At 69.1% G+C, this 14969-nt stretch carries 16 protein-coding genes and 1 pseudogene; 8 read left to right on the top strand and 9 right to left on the bottom strand.

Annotated features, from left to right (window positions below):
* Positions 1–71 precede the first annotated feature (71 nt).
* Positions 72–1148: an NADH:flavin oxidoreductase/NADH oxidase gene (locus ACZ45E_RS24120; RefSeq protein ID WP_468223792.1), complete on the top strand. Its 1077-nt coding sequence runs from the start codon at positions 72–74 to the stop codon at positions 1146–1148.
* A 345-nt stretch (positions 1149–1493) separates the two neighbouring features.
* On the opposite strand, the gene ACZ45E_RS24115 is transcribed toward ACZ45E_RS24120, so the two are convergent.
* Positions 1494–1772, bottom strand: a complete 279-nt coding sequence (locus ACZ45E_RS24115; RefSeq protein WP_468223791.1) for a DUF7848 domain-containing protein — start codon at positions 1770–1772, stop codon at positions 1494–1496.
* Positions 1769–2002 carry a hypothetical protein gene (locus ACZ45E_RS24110; RefSeq protein ID WP_468223789.1) on the bottom strand — a complete coding sequence of 78 codons (234 nt, stop codon included), beginning with the start codon at positions 2000–2002 and terminating at the stop codon, positions 1769–1771. The genes ACZ45E_RS24115 and ACZ45E_RS24110 overlap by 4 nt, the downstream gene beginning before the upstream one ends.
* A 145-nt stretch (positions 2003–2147) precedes the next feature.
* Between ACZ45E_RS24110 and ACZ45E_RS24105 the strand changes: the two genes are divergently transcribed.
* Entirely contained in the window at positions 2148–2888 is a 741-nt protein-coding gene (locus ACZ45E_RS24105) for an XRE family transcriptional regulator (protein ID WP_468223786.1), read from the top strand.
* Positions 2888–3358, top strand: coding sequence for an NUDIX domain-containing protein (locus ACZ45E_RS24100; protein WP_468223784.1), 471 nt, complete (start codon positions 2888–2890; stop codon positions 3356–3358). The genes ACZ45E_RS24105 and ACZ45E_RS24100 overlap by 1 nt, the downstream gene beginning before the upstream one ends.
* A 120-nt stretch (positions 3359–3478) precedes the next feature.
* Here the strand turns inward: ACZ45E_RS24100 and ACZ45E_RS24095 are convergent, their stop codons facing one another.
* Together ACZ45E_RS24095 and ACZ45E_RS24090 are read right to left on the bottom strand one after the other, a co-directional pair.
* Complete coding sequence (locus ACZ45E_RS24095; protein WP_468223782.1) at positions 3479–3901, bottom strand: hypothetical protein; 423 nt, start codon at positions 3899–3901, stop codon at positions 3479–3481.
* A gap of 84 nt (positions 3902–3985) precedes the next feature.
* Entirely contained in the window at positions 3986–4150 is a 165-nt protein-coding gene (locus ACZ45E_RS24090; RefSeq protein ID WP_468224281.1) for a DUF6233 domain-containing protein, read from the bottom strand.
* Between the two features lie 232 nt (positions 4151–4382).
* Here ACZ45E_RS24090 and ACZ45E_RS24085 point away from each other — a divergent pair.
* Positions 4383–4829, top strand: a pseudogene (locus ACZ45E_RS24085) (oxidoreductase); the annotation flags it as partial.
* A gap of 52 nt (positions 4830–4881) precedes the next feature.
* Here the strand turns inward: ACZ45E_RS24085 and ACZ45E_RS24080 are convergent.
* From ACZ45E_RS24080 to vdcB, 3 genes are read right to left on the bottom strand one after another with little or no spacing between them, the layout of a single operon-like run.
* Entirely contained in the window at positions 4882–5133 is a 252-nt protein-coding gene (locus ACZ45E_RS24080) for a non-oxidative hydroxyarylic acid decarboxylases subunit D (protein WP_468223779.1), read from the bottom strand.
* 31 nt (positions 5134–5164) lie between these two features.
* Positions 5165–6592, bottom strand: a complete 1428-nt coding sequence (gene vdcC, locus ACZ45E_RS24075) for a non-oxidative vanillic acid decarboxylases subunit C (protein ID WP_468223777.1) — start codon at positions 6590–6592, stop codon at positions 5165–5167.
* Positions 6593–6621: 29 nt separating this feature from the next.
* Positions 6622–7215, bottom strand: coding sequence for a non-oxidative vanillic acid decarboxylases subunit B (vdcB, locus tag ACZ45E_RS24070; protein WP_468223775.1), 594 nt, complete (start codon positions 7213–7215; stop codon positions 6622–6624).
* Positions 7216–7298: 83 nt separating this feature from the next.
* On the opposite strand from vdcB, the gene ACZ45E_RS24065 reads away from it, so the two are divergent.
* Positions 7299–8201 carry a helix-turn-helix transcriptional regulator gene (locus tag ACZ45E_RS24065; protein ID WP_468223774.1) on the top strand — a complete coding sequence of 301 codons (903 nt, stop codon included), beginning with the start codon at positions 7299–7301 and terminating at the stop codon, positions 8199–8201.
* Between the two features lie 9 nt (positions 8202–8210).
* Here ACZ45E_RS24065 and ACZ45E_RS24060 read toward each other — a convergent pair whose 3' ends face one another.
* Both ACZ45E_RS24060 and ACZ45E_RS24055 read right to left on the bottom strand, forming a co-directional pair.
* Positions 8211–9776 (bottom strand): M81 family metallopeptidase, encoded by a 1566-nt coding sequence (locus tag ACZ45E_RS24060; RefSeq protein WP_468223771.1) that lies wholly within the window; start codon positions 9774–9776, stop codon positions 8211–8213.
* Positions 9773–10978, bottom strand: coding sequence for an ROK family protein (locus ACZ45E_RS24055; RefSeq protein ID WP_468223768.1), 1206 nt, complete (start codon positions 10976–10978; stop codon positions 9773–9775). The genes ACZ45E_RS24060 and ACZ45E_RS24055 overlap by 4 nt, the downstream gene beginning before the upstream one ends.
* A 260-nt stretch (positions 10979–11238) precedes the next feature.
* Here ACZ45E_RS24055 and ACZ45E_RS24050 point away from each other — a divergent pair, with 260 nt between their 5' ends.
* From ACZ45E_RS24050 to ACZ45E_RS24040, 3 genes are read left to right on the top strand one after another with little or no spacing between them, the layout of a single operon-like run.
* Positions 11239–13098 (top strand): peptide ABC transporter substrate-binding protein, encoded by a 1860-nt coding sequence (locus ACZ45E_RS24050; protein ID WP_468223766.1) that lies wholly within the window; start codon positions 11239–11241, stop codon positions 13096–13098.
* Positions 13095–14045 (top strand): ABC transporter permease, encoded by a 951-nt coding sequence (locus tag ACZ45E_RS24045; RefSeq protein ID WP_468223764.1) that lies wholly within the window; start codon positions 13095–13097, stop codon positions 14043–14045. The genes ACZ45E_RS24050 and ACZ45E_RS24045 overlap by 4 nt, the downstream gene beginning before the upstream one ends.
* Complete coding sequence (locus ACZ45E_RS24040) at positions 14042–14962, top strand: ABC transporter permease (RefSeq protein ID WP_468223761.1); 921 nt, start codon at positions 14042–14044, stop codon at positions 14960–14962. Before ACZ45E_RS24045 ends, ACZ45E_RS24040 begins: the two co-directional genes overlap by 4 nt.
* The last annotated feature ends 7 nt before the right edge of the window (positions 14963–14969 follow it).

The following is a 14969-nucleotide window of genomic DNA, read 5'->3' as shown; positions in this document are numbered from 1 at the left end:
TTTGACAGTTGCCGTACTACGAGGTCTATCGTACGAGGCAAGCATCCCCAGCCGTACGAATGGAGTCCGCCGTGAGCGCGCTGTTCGAGCCTTACACCCTGCGATCGCTGACTGTCCCGAACCGCGTCTGGATGCCGCCCATGTGCCAGTACAGCGCCGCCCCCGAGGGCCCGCTGACCGGCGCTCCCACGGACTGGCACTTCCAGCACTACGGCGCCCGGGCGGCCGGCGGCACCGGCCTGATCATCGTCGAGGCGACCGGCGTCAGCCCCGAGGGCCGGATCTCCCCGTACGACCTGGGGATCTGGAACGACGAGCAGGTGGACGCGTTCCGCCGGATCACCGACTTCGTCAAAAGTCAAGGCAGTATCCCGGGAATTCAGATCGCTCATGCTGGGCGCAAGGCTGCAACCGACCGCCCGTGGAAGGGTGGCGGGCCGGTCGGCACGGATGAGTTCGGGTGGACGCCGGTTGCGCCGAGCGCTGTCCCCTTCGCCGAAGGCCATCACGTCCCCCACGCCCTCACCGTCGTCGAGATCCGGGAAGTCGTCGAGCAGTTCGCGGATGCTGCCCGTCGGGCACTCGATGCAGGCTTCCAGGTGGCAGAGATTCACGGCGCTCACGGGTATCTGATCGGTCAGTTCCTCTCTCCTCACAGCAACCACCGTGACGACGAGTACGGCGGTTCCTTCGAGAACCGGATCCGCTTCGCACTGGAGGTTGTGGACGCCGTCCGGGAGGTGTGGCCGGCAAAACTGCCGCTCTTCTTCCGTATCTCCGCAACGGATTGGCTGGAGACAGGGGGATGGACTGGTGACGACACTGTCCGCCTGGCGACGATCCTCAAGGACCATGGCATTGACCTTGTCGACGTCTCCACCGGAGGCAACGCCGCGGGCGTGCGCATCCCCGTCGAGCCTGGCTACCAGGTTCCGTTTGCGGCCCGCCTGAAGAACGAGACTCCGATGCCGGCGGCGGCTGTCGGCCTGATCACGGAGCCCGCACAGGCTGCAAAGATTCTCGCCAATGGGGAGGCTGACGCCATTCTCCTCGGCCGCGAACTGCTGCGTGACCCGTACTGGGCCCGTCGTGCTGCTAAGGAACTGGGGGGCGCTGTGCACGTCCCCGAGCAGTACGGCCGTTCCTGAGTCACGACCATAGCCCCGCTCTCGTCCCCGCACAGGAGGAGACGAGAGCGGGGCTTCGGCCGCCGAAGCGGGCAGGGTGCCCAACGGGCGACGCTAGTACCCTGCCCGCCCCTTTCCGCGCCCCCGGCCTACAGGTTCCGGGGACGCGGGTCTAGGAGGGGTCCTCCCACCGGAGTTCCCCTAAGTCGAGCAGCCGGCCAAGGTGCCCCGTAGGGGAGTGCTTGGGGGCTCGTCCGCAATGCACCACTACGCCGGACACGTCGCGCCGGCAGATGGCCCAGAGGTTCGCAACGATCACCGGCGGGACCTGCTCCGTGGCGCCGCACACGGGGCGCTCCTCCCCCGTCACAGCTCCACCTCCGGTGGCTCCACCGCCACAACGTCTCCGTCTACCGGCGTCGCGCGCCACAGGGACGTCAGATTGAACCGATACCCGGTGTGGGACGGGTGCTTGGACACGTGCCCGAACGCCCACTCCTCCGGAGCGTCCGTCTCGATGTCCACGGTCCCTGACGTCTCCGCACACGTCGTACAGCTCACCGACACAGCGGGGCCCCGAGATTCTCCCGCGCTCGTGTCAGGGCCGATGTGCCAACGCACTTTGCGGATAATGGAGCGGGTCATCGCGTCTCCCTGTCAACGCTCGCCACTGGGACCTCCACAACGGCTGCACGAAGCTTCTCGTCCTCGTCAGCGGGGCGGAGGATGTCAGGGGCTGCGTCCCATTCCCTCCCGCCTCCCGGAGGCCGAAGCTGGACGTAGGGCCCTTCGCTGCCCATGACGCGGCCGAGTTTCCGTCTCGTCTTGTCGACGACGAGGTCCCCCGGGGCCAGATCCGCCCTCTGCAAGTCCATTCGTCCGCCCTTCGCGCGTCGCCAGTGACCCCATTCTTTGGTGGATCACCGGGACGCGGGAACTACGTACATTCCCCACTTCGGGACGTCCCGGAGGGTGTAGAACGTCCCTAGCGGCGTCCTGAACTGTGGGGTGAAACTGGCGATGCAGAACGAACGCCTACGGGCCGTCATGGCTGCTGGAGGGTGGACTCACGCCGGCCTAGCGAAGGTCGTTGACGTCGACCCGAAGAGCGTCGAACGATGGGTCAATCTTGGCCGCGTCCCCCGGCGAGCGACTGCGCTCAAAGCTGCTGAGAAGCTAGGGGAAGACGTGCACGCACTCTGGCCTTCACTCCGACAAGCACGTACCGCACGAGCCGTCAGTCCCGAACTCGTGGCCCTGTACGAACAGCGGGCAGACCTACCCGTGTCGGTGTTCATCGACCTCTTGGCGGTGGCACGCGAGCGCATAGACATCCTGGTCTATGCGGCTGTATTCCTGCACGAGGCGTACCCGCGTCTTAACAGCCTCTTACGGGAGAAGGCGTCGGAGGGATGCGCCGTGCGTATCGCTCTGGGGGACGCTGACTCAGAGAACGTCGCAGCGCGCGGGCGTGAGGAGAAGTATGGCCACGGCATCGAGTCGCGCTGTCGGCTGGCTTTCCTGCACTACCGTCCGTTGCTCGGAGTCTCCGGCATCGACCTACGGACGCACGGGACTACCCTCTACAACTCGCTCTACCGCGTAGACGACCAAATGTTGGTCAACGCCCATGTGTGGGGCATAAACGCGTATGCCGCGCCTGTCTGGCACCTGCGTCGGGCCGACGGTGGCCGCATGTTCCATGGGTACACGGAGAGCTTCGATGCCGTCTGGCAGGCGGCCAACCCTGTGGAGGCGTGATGGGCAGGACTGAGTACTACGACGATCCAACAGCCCCGGAACCTAACAGTCTTGTAGTTGCCGCCTCCGCGGTAGTCACGGACGATCAGGGCCGCATCCTCCTTCAGCGGCGGGCAGACTCCGGGAAGTGGGCGCTGCCGGGTGGAGGTATGGAACTGAGCGACAGCCTGCCCGGAACGGCAGTCCGGGAGGTCAAGGAAGAGACCGGCTTGGACGTCGAAGTGACGGGTCTGGTCGGTACGTACACCGACCCGCGGCACATCATCGCGTACAGCAATGGTGAGATCCGCCGACAGTTCAACGTGTGCTTTCGGGCCCGTCTAGTGGGCGGGAAGTTGGCCATCTCGGACGAGTCCCTCGATCTCCGCTGGGTCGCCCCGGACGACCTGGAGGCGTTGCCCATGCATGAGACGCAGCGGCTACGTCTCCAGCACTTCCTAGACGAACGAGTGCAGCCCTATTTGGGGTAGCCACGTGCGCGCTGCTCGGGTCGGTAACCCAAGCGCACGTACCCGGCGCCGGGACTGGCTTCCATGCTCTTAGGGGTGCAGTTGTGCCACGCGGAGGTCGCACTGGCGCGGTGTGCTGGGCTACACGCAGAGGGTTCCGACGTAGACGAACACGGTCGCTCCGAGCAACAGACCTAGTCCGATGAGCAAGTTTTCGAAGCAATCGAAGCGTTTGTTGATCGCTTCGCTGTTGCATTTCTTGCCCTTCTCCATCTCGCCAATCAACATCAGCAGATAGTCGCGGTAAGCCACCTTGTCTTTGAAAGCGTCCCGGCCCTTCATCATCTCTCCCGGGATGGACCAGGGCTCCAAGGGCCTTGCGATGTAGCCAGCAACCCCAAGCGTTGCCGCCAGAGCGACCACCGTGGGCACAAGGACCCATGGAGGCATGCTCCTGCCTCTTCCGTAAGTGACCGAGAAGGTGATCGACGTGGCGACGACTACCGATTGTAGGAGCTGCGTAGATCGAGTCCGTACTTCGGTCAGACTCTGGGTCTGCGTCATCTCAAGAATTTTCAAGTCACGAGTCTCACCTACACGCCATCTCATACCATTAACTTTCGGACCGTCCGGACGCCGACGCATCTTCTAGCTGTCCAGCATCCCAAGCCCGGTGTCCGTTCGGCACTGCGGGCACGGTTCAACCCCCTCTCGGAGCCCCTGGAGAGCTTGCCCCCGCGTGCGCTTCCGGCCGCTCCAGCACCCACCGACGTGGACGTACGTTGCCGCACGACCGGTGAGCCCTTGCTCCAGGAGCCAATCCGGAACCGGCGGACCGCGCCGCTCCTCCTCCGCGCTCAGCCTGGCACCGCTCCTCGTCCGCCTTCCAACGCCGGATCTGCTCCAGATGCTGGACCGCCACGCGCTCAGCGAAGGTCAGAAGCTCCAGGCGAGAGGGAGGGTGTTCAGTAGTACGCCACACAAAAAAGCCCCGCCGGATGATCCCGACGGGGCTCGTCTGTGATGCGCTGCGGAGCTCTTACCTCGGTTCGCCCTGGAGGTCGTCGACGCGGTGCGCGCGGTGTGGCCCGACGGGCTGCCCCTGTTCTTCCGTATCTCCGCGACCGACTGGCTGGAGGAGGGCGGCTGGACCGCGGACGACACCGTGCGCTTCGCCGCCGAGCTCCAGGCGCACGGCGTGGACCTGATCGACGTGTCGACCGGTGGCAACGCGGCGGGCGTACGCATCCCGGTCGGGCCCGGCTACCAGGTCCCGTTCGCGGCGCGGGTGCGCGGCGAGGCGGGTGTACCGGCCGCGGCCGTCGGTCTGATCACGGAGCCGCAGCAGGCCGAGAAGATCGTCGTGGACGGCGAGGCCGACGCGGTGCTGCTCGGCCGCGAGCTGCTGCGCGACCCGTCGTTCGCCCGCCACGCGGCGCGCGAGCTGGGCGCCGACGTGCACGTGCCGGACCAGTACCACCGCTCGGTCTGAACCATACGGATACGAAGGTGCCCCGGCGGGCCGGCCGGGGCACCTTCGTGTCTCAGCGCTCGGCGCCGGTGCGCAGCGGCGGGATCGCCGGTACCTCGATCGCGCCGTCGATGTCGTCCTGCGTCAGCTTGAAGAGGTCCGGGTAGGCGTCGCGGCGGGTGCGCCGGTCGGGCTCGGTGGTGCGCCAGGTGTAGAGGCAGCGCCCGCACTGGAGCACGTCCCAGACGCCGGGGACGGGCGAGGTGGCGAGCCGGCTGACCGCCTCGAAGGCGCAGCGGGGGCACTCAAGGTGCTGGTCGTTCACGGGAGTTGACCTTCCTGGGGGCGGTACGGATTCAGTGGCGGGCCGCGATGAGGCGTTGCAGGCGGGCGGCCCACTCGGCGGTCTCGGGCAGGTCCTTGGCCGGGGTGGAGAAGTTGCCGCGTACGTCGGGGGCGACCGGCGTCGTCGCGTCGATGATCATCTTGCTGGTGATGCCGGCGGGCTGGGCGGCGGGCGCCAGTTCGAGGACCGACAGGTTGGGGATGACCACGACGTCGTCCTTCGGGTTGACCTTCGCGGACATCGCCCACATGACCTGCGGCAGGTTGAAGGGGTCCACGTCCTCGTCGACGAGGATCACCTGGGAGACGTAGCCGAGTCCGTGCGGTGTCGTCATCGCGCGCATGCCGACGGCCTTGGCGAAGCCGCCGTACCGCTTGGCCGTGGAGATCACCACCATCAGCCCGTGGGTGTACATGGCGTTGACGGCCTGCACCTCGGGGAACTCCGCGCGCAGCTGCTTGAGCAGGGGTACGCAGGTGTTGGGGCCGACGAGGTAGTCGACCTCGGTCCACGGCATGCCGAGGTAGAGCGACTCGAAGACGGGGTTCGTGCGGTACGAGACGCGGTCGACGCGGATGACCGGCATGCGGCGGCCGCCCGAGTAATGACCGGTGAACTCGCCGAAGGGGCCCTCTATTTGACGCGTGCGGGACTCGATGACGCCCTCGATGACGACCTCGCTGCCCCAGGGCACGTCGAAGCCGGTGAGCGGCGCGGTGGCGATCGGTGCGGGGGCGCCGCGCAGCGCGCCGGCCATCTCGTACTCGCTCTGGTCGTACGCCATCGGCATCCCGGCGACGATCGCCATCACGGGGTCGTTGCCCAGGGTGATGGCGATGGGCAGGTCCTCGCCCACCTCCTCGGCCTTGCGCAGGTGCTGGGCCACGTCGTGCATGGGGACGGGCTGGAAGGCGAGGCGGTCGCGGCCGATGACCTGGATGCGGTACGTGCCGACGTTCTGCTTGCCGAAGTCGTCCGGGTTCTCGGGGTCGCGGGAGACGACGGCGGCCTTGTCGAGGTAGAAGCCGCCGTCGCCGTCGTTGAGGCGGAAGAGGGGCAGCACGGAGAAGAGGTCGACGTCCGCGCCCTCCTGGGTGTTCTCGCGCCAGGGGGCGTCCTCGCGGCGTTCGGGCGCGACGGGGAAGGCGTCCCAGCGGCGGGCGAACTCCTCGACCTGTTCCTTGACCGGGGTGTTGCGCGGCAGCCCGAGGGCGAGGGCGTGGTTGGCCCAGGAGCCGTGCACGTTCAGCGCGATGCGGGCGTCGGTGAAGCCCTTGACGTTGTCGAAGTAGAGGGCGGGCGCGTTCTCGCCAATGCGGCCCGTCGCGTTGGCGGCGGCCGCCAGATCCGGTTCGGGCAGCACCTCGTCGGTGATGCGCAGCAGTTGCCCCTCCTTCTCCAGGGTGGACAGGAAGCTGCGCAGATCGTCGTAGGCCATGGGTGAATTCCTTTGTGCGGTACGGGACTTCAGGCGGCGTCACGGGCAGCGGCGCGGGCGGCGCGCATGCCGGCCCAGCGCCGGGCGGCGGGCGCGGGCAGCTCGAACTGGTCGAGGATGCGGGCCGTGACGTGGTCGACGATGTCGTCGACGCTCCGCGGGTGGTTGTAGAAAGCGGGCATGGGCGGTACCAACTGCACGCCCATACGCGCCAGTTCGAGCATGTTCTGGAGGTGGATCTCACTGAGCGGGGTCTCCCGCGGGACGAGGACGAGCCTGCGGCGCTCCTTGAGGACGACGTCGGCGGCGCGCGCCACGAGCCCCTCGGCGTATCCGGTCCTGATGCCCGCGAGGGTCTTCATGGAGCACGGCACGATGACCATGCCGTCGGTGCGGAACGAGCCGGAGGAGATGGTGGCGCCCTGGTCGTCGGGGTGGTGCGTGACGTCCGCGAGCGCGGACACCTCGGCGACGGAGAGACCGGTCTCCAGCTCGATGGTGGTACGCGCCCAGCGGGAGAGCACCAGATGCGTCTCCACGTCCGGCAGCTCGCGCAGATTCTCCAGGAGCCGGACACCGAACGGCGCACCCGTCGCCCCTGTCATACCGACGACCAATCGCACGGGCCTCTCCTCACACGTCACTGACCTGTGCCTTCACGCTAGGCGGCAGGACAGGCCCGGTAGCGGTACGCTCGGGACTCGGCATGGGGAAAAACGGACAGGATGCCGGGGCCGTACCGGGCGCGGACGTCAGGGAGCTGGCGTACACGCCCAATGTCGGCGCGCCCGCCGGGGTCGAGGTGATGGAGCTCGCCGACCTGTACGAGCGGGCGCGGCGGCACGGGAACGACCCGTACGTGCCCTCGCGGCCCGCCTTCCACCAGTTGATCGGCGCCCGCGGCCGGCCGTTGCGGCTGTGGGTGGACTTCGTCGAGCAGGAGCTGCGGCCCGGGTCGTGGCTGTGGATCCGGCCGGGGCAGGTGCAGCGGTTCGATGCGGACCTGGCGACGGCGGACGGGGTGGTCGTGCTGTTCGAGGCGGGTTTCCTGCCGCCCGCGACCGTCTCTGCCGCGCACATGGATCCGCCGTACGAGCAGCGCCCGTTGGCGCCTCGGGGAGCAGACGCCGAGGCGGTGCCGCGGGCGCTCGGCCATCTGCGGTACGAGTACGGGGCGATGGCCTCGCTGCCGCTGACGGCGCACACCGAAGTGCTGCGGGCCCTGCTCTCCGTGCTGGTGGTGCGGTTGGCCGCCGTGCGCGATCCGGCGCCGGAGGCGGCGGAGGTGTCCGGCACGTTCCGCCGCTTCCACGCGGCCGTCGAGCGGGACCACGCGGTGACCCGGCGCGTCGAGGACTACGCGGCGGCGCTCGGTTACAGCCCGCGCACGCTGACCCGCGCGGCGCGCGCGGCGACGGGCCGCAGCGCCAAGCAGTACGTCGACGACCGGGTCCTGCTGGAGGCCAAGCGCCTGCTGTGGCACAGCGGTCTGCCGGCGCGGGAGGTGGCGGCCCGGCTCGGGTTCGCCGATCCGAGCGACTTCACCAAGTTCTTCCGGCTGCGGGCGGGCGAGACACCGGGCGCGTTCCGCGGGGGCGCCCGGAAGTGAGGGCAGGTCCTAGAGCAGCACCGGGGTGAGGTCGGGTCCGTCCCCGTTCTCGTACGCGTCCTCGTCGAAGGGGTAGAGCGGGCGCTCGACCCGGTGGTGGCCGAGGCGCGGCAGGTCCTGGTCGACGCCGCCGGGGGTGAGCGCGAGCAGCCAGTCGGCGGCCATGTCGTACAGCTCGGGCTCCAGGTAGCCGATCTTGACGACGACGAGGTCGTACGTGCGCGGGTCGATGCCGAGGCCGCCGTCGGCGGGGCCCAGGAAGTCGGCGAGCGTGTGGAAGGGCTTGCGGCGCTCGACGAGGATCACGGTGAGGCCGCCGACGCGGACGGCGGCCATGTCGACGCCGCGGTCGTAGGCGCCGCCCTCGGCGCGGTCCTTCTGGTCGGCGGCGCGCTGCAACGCCTCGACGGTGCCGGTGAGTTCGCAGGGTCCGCCGTGGTCGGCGTCGACCTTGCCGCCGACGGAGAGCGTCACCTCGGCGCCGACCCCGGCGGCGAAGCAGGCGGCGACGGCGGCCGGGTCGGTGATGCCCGGGTGGACGGCGGTGACCCGGCCGGTGCGGATCGCGTCGTGCGCGAGGAGCTTGGCCAGCATGTACGCGAGGTCGCCCGCGCCGCCCGCCGTCGGGTTGTCGCCGGAGTCACTGATGAGGAACGGCCGCCGATCGGAGGCGACGGCCTGCTCGATGCACTCCTCGGCGCTGCCGGTCGGTCCGACGAACACGAAGTCCTTGCGGGCGTCCCAGTAGCGGCGGGCCAGCGACTCGGCCTCGTGGGCGGCGAGTTCGGCGTCCTCGCCGGTGACGACGATGGCGGCCTTGCAGCGCGGCTCGTCGGCCCAGGCGTAGCCGACCCACATGGCGGCGTCGAGGATGCCGTCCTTCTTCTCGATCTCGGCGAGCGAGGCGTAGAGGGACCTGGCGGGTTCCAGACGGCTGCTGGTCTTCTCGCCGGGGAGCAGGACGGGGACCTGGACCCAGGCGCGGTGCGGGCGGACGCCCTCGCTCAGGCAGCGCACGAGGTTGCGGGCGGCGCGCTCGCGCGTCTCCCAGGCGTCCTCGTGCGGGGCGAGCCGGTGGGCGGTGAGCAGGTCGACCGGCTCGGCGAAGCGGCGGGAGACGTTGCCGTGCAGGTCCATGGCCGTGGAGATCATGGGCCGGCCGCCGTCCGGGGTGCCGACGTGGTCGAGGGCCGCGCGGACCGCTTCGGTCAGGTCGCCCTCGGCGTCGGTGAGGCCGATGACGCTCATGGCGCCGTGGATGTCGTAGACGAGTCCGTCGAGCGGGCCCGCTTCGCGTATGCGGGTGACCAGTTCGTTCTTCAGGGTCAGGTACGACTCGGCCTCCACCGGGCCGCCGGGCAGCGACGTCGCGTGCAGGAGCGGCACCCATTCGACGCGGTCCGCGAGGTCGCTGTCGGGCCGCGTCCACGTGTACCGGTCGAGGAGGTCCTGGCCGCGGGTCTGCCGGAAGTCGTCGGCGGTGGAGCGGTGCGGGCAGAACGTGGAGGACTCGATGCCGATGCCGCCGATACCGATGCGCAGGCGGCGGCTGGTTGCGGGGGTGGTGCCGGTCATGCGGGGGCGCTCTCTTCCTGAGGTGCGGGAGGTGCGAGTGGTGCGGAGGTGGCTGTCGAGAGGTTCTGGTGCAGCGCCGTCAGCCCCGCGCCGAGCAGCCCCGCGTCGGGGCCCGCGGTCGTCGTGGTGATCTCCAGGTCCGCGGTGGCGAGCGGCAGACAGCGCTCGTAGAGCACACCGCGGACGGCGGCGACGAGGGGCTCGGCGGTGGCGAGGACCCCGCCGAGGGCGACGGCCTGTGGGTTGAAGAAGTTCACGACGACCGACAGGACGGTGCCGATGTGGCGTCCCGCGGTGCGCACGAGGGTGGTGGCGAGGGGGTCACCGTCGGCGACGAGCTGGAGCAGTGCGCTGGTGTCCGCCACCTCGACGCCCTGCGCGGCGAGTTCGCGGATGAGGGCGGCGCCGCTGGCGACCGTCTCCAGGCAGCCGATGTTGCCGCAGCTGCACGGCCGCTCGCCCGCCGCCTCCACGCGTACGTGGCTGATGTCACCGGCGCTGCCGGTGGCGCCGTCGTGCGGCCGGCCCGCGACGACGATGCCGCTGCCGATGCCGCGGCCCGCCTTGACGACGACCATGTGGTCGAGGTCGGGCCGGGTCGTGCGGTGCTCGCCGACGGCCATCATCGTGGCGTCGTTGGCGACGGTGACGGGGATGCCGAGCCGCTCGGTGAGGACGTCACGCAGCGGGAAGCGGTGCCAGCCTGGCATGCGCGAAGGGCTCAGGACGCGTCCGTCGGCGGGGGCGACGGGCCCCGGGAAGGCCACGCCGAGCGCCCGCACGGTGCGCCCCGACTCGCGCTGCGCGGCGGCGAGCCGGGTCACCTGCGCGCAGAGCCAGTCGACGGCCGAGTCGGGACCCGCGGTGATGTCGTGCGGCAGGTCGACGGCGTCGTGGACGGAGCCGCCGAGGTCGACGGCGCCGAGCCGGGCGTGGTGGCTGCCGAGGTCCGCGGCGAGCGCGACGCCGCCCTGCGCCTTGACCCGCAGCAGCCGGGGCCGACGCCCGCCCCGAGAGGCGCCCTCGCCGGATTCGGTGAGCACGCCGGCCGTGACGAGTTCCTGCACGCGCAGCGACACCGTGGAGGGGGCGAGGCCCAACTCCCGTACGAGGTCGGCCCGGGAGGTGGCGGCGCCGGACGAGACGAGCCCGAGTATGTGCCGCGCCGAACCCGGCTCGCCGTCGTGCGCTGTGTCGGCCATGCCGCCCCCTGGTCACTTGCTTCCGTGCGTTCGGTCGCTCGGCTCGAAGTGCGGTTTCGCCGAGTTGGTTCGACGCCTTTGTTCGATGCCGGACCGAACAGTAACCATTCTCGAACCAAGTTGACCAGGGCTCCAGGGAGTTTGCCGTACTTTCCGAATGAACCTATTGACTTGATTCGAACGGTCGACTTAGCGTTCGGGCGCCGCTCCGTCGATCTGTGGCACGGAGCAGGCTCCTCTCCCCCTGGAGGCCCTTCGGCATGCGTTCCCTCAGGTCAACGGCGTCCGCCGCGCTCGCCCTCGCGGCGACGCTGGTGGCGCTCACCGGCTGCACGCACGAGGGCGGCCGGATCGCGATGGGCCCCACCGGCGGCACCCCCGCCGAGGGCGGCACGGCCACCATGGCACTGCCGCCCGCGGCCACGCCCAACTGGATCTTCCCGATCGGCGCGCCCGGCTACGGAGCCTCGTACAACTACGCCATCCAGACACTTCTGTACATGCCGGTCTATGACGCCGTGCAGGAGAAGGACGCACTGACCACGACCGGGCCGAGCACGCTCGGCCTGAAGCCGGTGTACAGCGACGGGAACACGACCGTCACCGTGCCGCTGCGCCACGGCGTCACATGGTCCGACGGGACGGCGGTGACCGCCCGCGACCTGGAGTTCTGGTTCAACCTCGTCAAGGCGAACAAAGCCGACTGGGGCAGCTACTCGGTCGGCACCATGCCTGACAACGTGAAGAAGTTCGAGGTCGTCGACGACCACACGGTCCGCCTCCACCTCGACCGCGCGTACAACCCGGACTGGTTCACGGCCAACCAGCTGTACCTGCTGCGCGCGCTGCCGCAGCACGCCTGGGACGCCACGAAGGACGGCGGGAGAGTGGGCGACTTCGACCGTACGACGAAGGGCGCCAAGGCCGTCTTCGCCCGGCTGACGCAGCATGCGAAGAGCCTGGGCTCGTACGGCAGCGATCCGCTGTGGAAGACGGTCAACGGGCCCTGGAAGCTGGCCGGCTGGCGGGACACCGGGCAGGTGACGATCGTCCCGAACGAGAAGTACACCGGGCCGAGGTCCGAGCGGCCGCACCTCGACAAGGTGGTCTTCAAGCCGTTCACCACCTCCGACTCCGAGTACAACGTGCTGCGCTCGGGCGGCGTCGACTACGGCTACATCCCCCCGTCGGTGATGGCGCAGAAGGAGAAGTTCGAGGGCAAGGGGTACCGCGTCGACCCATGGGAGGGCTGGGCGGCCACCTACATCGTCTACAACTTCAACTCCACGCACGCGGGCCCGGCGATGAGCCAACTCTACGTCCGGCAGGCGATGCAGCACCTCGTCGACCAGAACGCGATGAGCAAGGTCATCTGGCAGGGCAGCGCGACCCCGACCCTGGGCCCGGTGCCGGTCACGCCGAAGAGCCAGTACCTGTCGGAGAAGATGGCGCACAACCAGTACCCGTTCTCCGTCGCCAAGGCCAGGTCGCTGCTGTCCGCGCACGGCTGGCGGACCGAGGACGGTGTCGCGCGCTGCGTGCGCCCCGGCTCCGGTGACGACGAGTGCGGCGCGGGGATCGCGAAGAACGACCCGCTGGAGCTGACCCTGCTCTCGCAGTCCGGCTCGACCGAGACGACGAACATGATGCAGGAGCTCAAGTCCTCGCTCAGCAAGGCCGGTATCGACCTGACCGTGCGGCAGCAGCCCCTCAACTCCGTGCTCGGCAACTCCGTGCCCTGCAAGGCGAAGGACTCCGGCTGCGACTGGGACATGTCGTTCTTCGGCACCGCGGGCAGCTGGTACTACCCGCTCAACCCCAGCGGCGAACAGCTCTTCTCGACCGGCGCGTCCGCCAACTTCGGCAACTACAGCGACAAGAAGGCCGACCGGCTCATCCGGGCCGTGCAGTACGCGCCCGACATGACGGCCGTCCACGAGTACGGCGAGTACCTGGCCGAGCAGCTCCCGGTGATGTGGATGCCGAACCCCGCCTACCAGGTCTCCGTGCTCCGCAACGACCTGCGCGGCGTCGAACAGAACCCGACGGTCACGTTCGCGCCGCAGCACTGGTACTACGTCAAGAACTCCAAGAGCGTAAAGAAGGAGGCCGCGAAGTGACCGGCTTTCTGGTCAAGCGTTTCCTTCAGGCGCTCGTCGTCCTGTTCCTCGTCTCCCTCATCGTCTTCACCCTGCTGCATCTGCTGCCGGGCGGCCCGGCGCGCGCGATCCTCGGCCCGAAGGGCACGCCGCAGCAGATCGAGCACTTCGACCACCAGCAGGGCTACGACCGTTCGCTGCCGACGCAGTACTTCATGTACCTGAAGCGGCTGTTCACCGGTGACCTCGGCGACTCGTACAAGCTGAACTCGCCGGTCTTCGAGCTGCTGAAGCAGCGGCTGCCCAAGACGCTGCTCCTCACGGTCCTGTCGACCGTGCTCGCGGTCGTCATCGCGGTCCCGCTCGGCCTGCTCCAGGCGGTACGACGCGGCAAGGCGTCCGACTACGCCCTCACCGGCCTGGCCTTCCTGCTGTACGCGACGCCGGTGTTCTTCCTCGGCCTCATCATGATCATCGTCTTCGCGCAGGTACTGCCGATCTTCCCGGCGGAGGCGCCCCAGGGCGAGACGATCCGCCAACTCCTGGGTGACTTCACCGGGTTGGTCCTGCCGGTCGTGACGATGGCGTTCGGCATCGTCGCCATGTTCAGCCGCTACATGCGCTCGGCCGTCCTCGACAACCTCACCGAGGAGTACGTGCGCACGGCCATGGCCAAGGGCCAGTCGAACCGCCGGATCATGGTCAAGCACGTCCTGCGCAACGCCCTGATCCCGCTGGCGACCCTGCTCGGCCTGTATCTGCCGACCCTGTTCAGCGGCGCGCTCGTCGTCGAGTCGATGTTCAACTACCCGGGGATGGGGCTGCTGTTCTGGAACGCCGCGCAGGGCTCCGACTTCCCCGTGCTGCTCGGTGTGACCCTCGTCGTCGGCATCGCGACCGTCCTCGGCTCACTGCTCACCGACATCCTGTACGCCGTCCTCGACCCCCGGATCCGGAGCGTGGCATGAGTACGTCCTCTCTTTCGGGCGCCCCCGCCACACCCGGGACCTCCGACCCGGCGGAGGCCGCACAGGCCACCCCCTCCCTCGCCCGCCGCACCCTGCGCGTCTTCACCGGCAACAAGCTGGCCCTGGCCGGTGTCGTCCTGCTCGTGCTGCTGCTCGCCTTCTGCTACCTGGGCCCGCTGGCGCACTCCACCGAGCAGGTGCACACCGATCTCGCGCAGGCCAATCTGACGCCGGGCACCGCGGGCCACCTCCTCGGCACCACCGACCTCGGGTACGACATGCTCGGCCGGCTGATGATCGCCGGCCGGACCTCCCTCGAGATCGGCCTGGCGGCAGGGTTGCTGGCCACCCTCTTCGGGACCGTCTACGGGGCCGTCGCCGGGTACTTCGGCGGCTGGGTCGACGCCGCGATGATGCGCGTCACGGACGCGGCGCTCGCCATCCCCGCGATGTTCCTGCTCGTGGTCGTCGCCGCGATCATCACACCCAGCAAGGGCGTCCTCATCCTCATCATCGCGGGCGTCGCCTGGCTCTCCCCCGCCCGCCTGGTGCGCGGCGAGGCGCTGTCGCTGCGCAACCGGGAGTACGTACAGGCGATGCGGATGATGGGCGGGGGCGGCGCCCGCGCGGTCTTCAAGCACATCGTGCCCAACGCCATCGGCACGGTCATCGTCAACTGCACGTTCCAGATAGCCGACGCCATCCTCTACGTCAGCTACCTCGCCTTCCTCGGCCTGTCCATCCCGCCGCCGTCCGCCGACTGGGGCTCGATGCTCTCCGCCGGCATCACCTACACGCAGAACGGCTACTGGTGGCTGATCTTCCCGCCGGGCATCGCGATCGTCCTCGTCGTCGCCGCCTTCAACTTCATCGGCGACGGGCTGCGGGACGCGTTCGAAGTACGGCTGCGGAAGTAACGGAGAC

This window comes from Streptomyces sp. NPDC030991 (assembly GCF_055571235.1).
Note: the sequence above shows the minus strand (reverse complement) of the source record. Positions and strands in the feature narration are given on the sequence as shown.

Bases quoted from the DNA above. Each gene is read 5' to 3' on its own strand.
- ACZ45E_RS24095 (WP_468223782.1), bottom strand. From the start codon at position 3,901: ATGACGCAGACCCAGAGTCTGACCGAAGTACGGACTCGATCTACGCAG.
- ACZ45E_RS24040 (WP_468223761.1), top strand. From the start codon at position 14,042: ATGAGTACGTCCTCTCTTTCGGGCGCCCCCGCCACACCCGGGACCTCC.
- ACZ45E_RS24105 (WP_468223786.1), top strand. From the start codon at position 2,148: ATGCAGAACGAACGCCTACGGGCCGTCATGGCTGCTGGAGGGTGGACT.
- ACZ45E_RS24060 (WP_468223771.1), bottom strand. From the start codon at position 9,776: ATGACCGGCACCACCCCCGCAACCAGCCGCCGCCTGCGCATCGGTATC.
- ACZ45E_RS24115 (WP_468223791.1), bottom strand. From the start codon at position 1,772: ATGACCCGCTCCATTATCCGCAAAGTGCGTTGGCACATCGGCCCTGAC.
- vdcC (WP_468223777.1), bottom strand. From the start codon at position 6,592: ATGGCCTACGACGATCTGCGCAGCTTCCTGTCCACCCTGGAGAAGGAG.
- ACZ45E_RS24055 (WP_468223768.1), bottom strand. From the start codon at position 10,978: ATGGCCGACACAGCGCACGACGGCGAGCCGGGTTCGGCGCGGCACATA.
- ACZ45E_RS24065 (WP_468223774.1), top strand. From the start codon at position 7,299: ATGGGGAAAAACGGACAGGATGCCGGGGCCGTACCGGGCGCGGACGTC.
- ACZ45E_RS24110 (WP_468223789.1), bottom strand. From the start codon at position 2,002: ATGGACTTGCAGAGGGCGGATCTGGCCCCGGGGGACCTCGTCGTCGAC.
- ACZ45E_RS24100 (WP_468223784.1), top strand. From the start codon at position 2,888: ATGGGCAGGACTGAGTACTACGACGATCCAACAGCCCCGGAACCTAAC.
- ACZ45E_RS24050 (WP_468223766.1), top strand. From the start codon at position 11,239: ATGCGTTCCCTCAGGTCAACGGCGTCCGCCGCGCTCGCCCTCGCGGCG.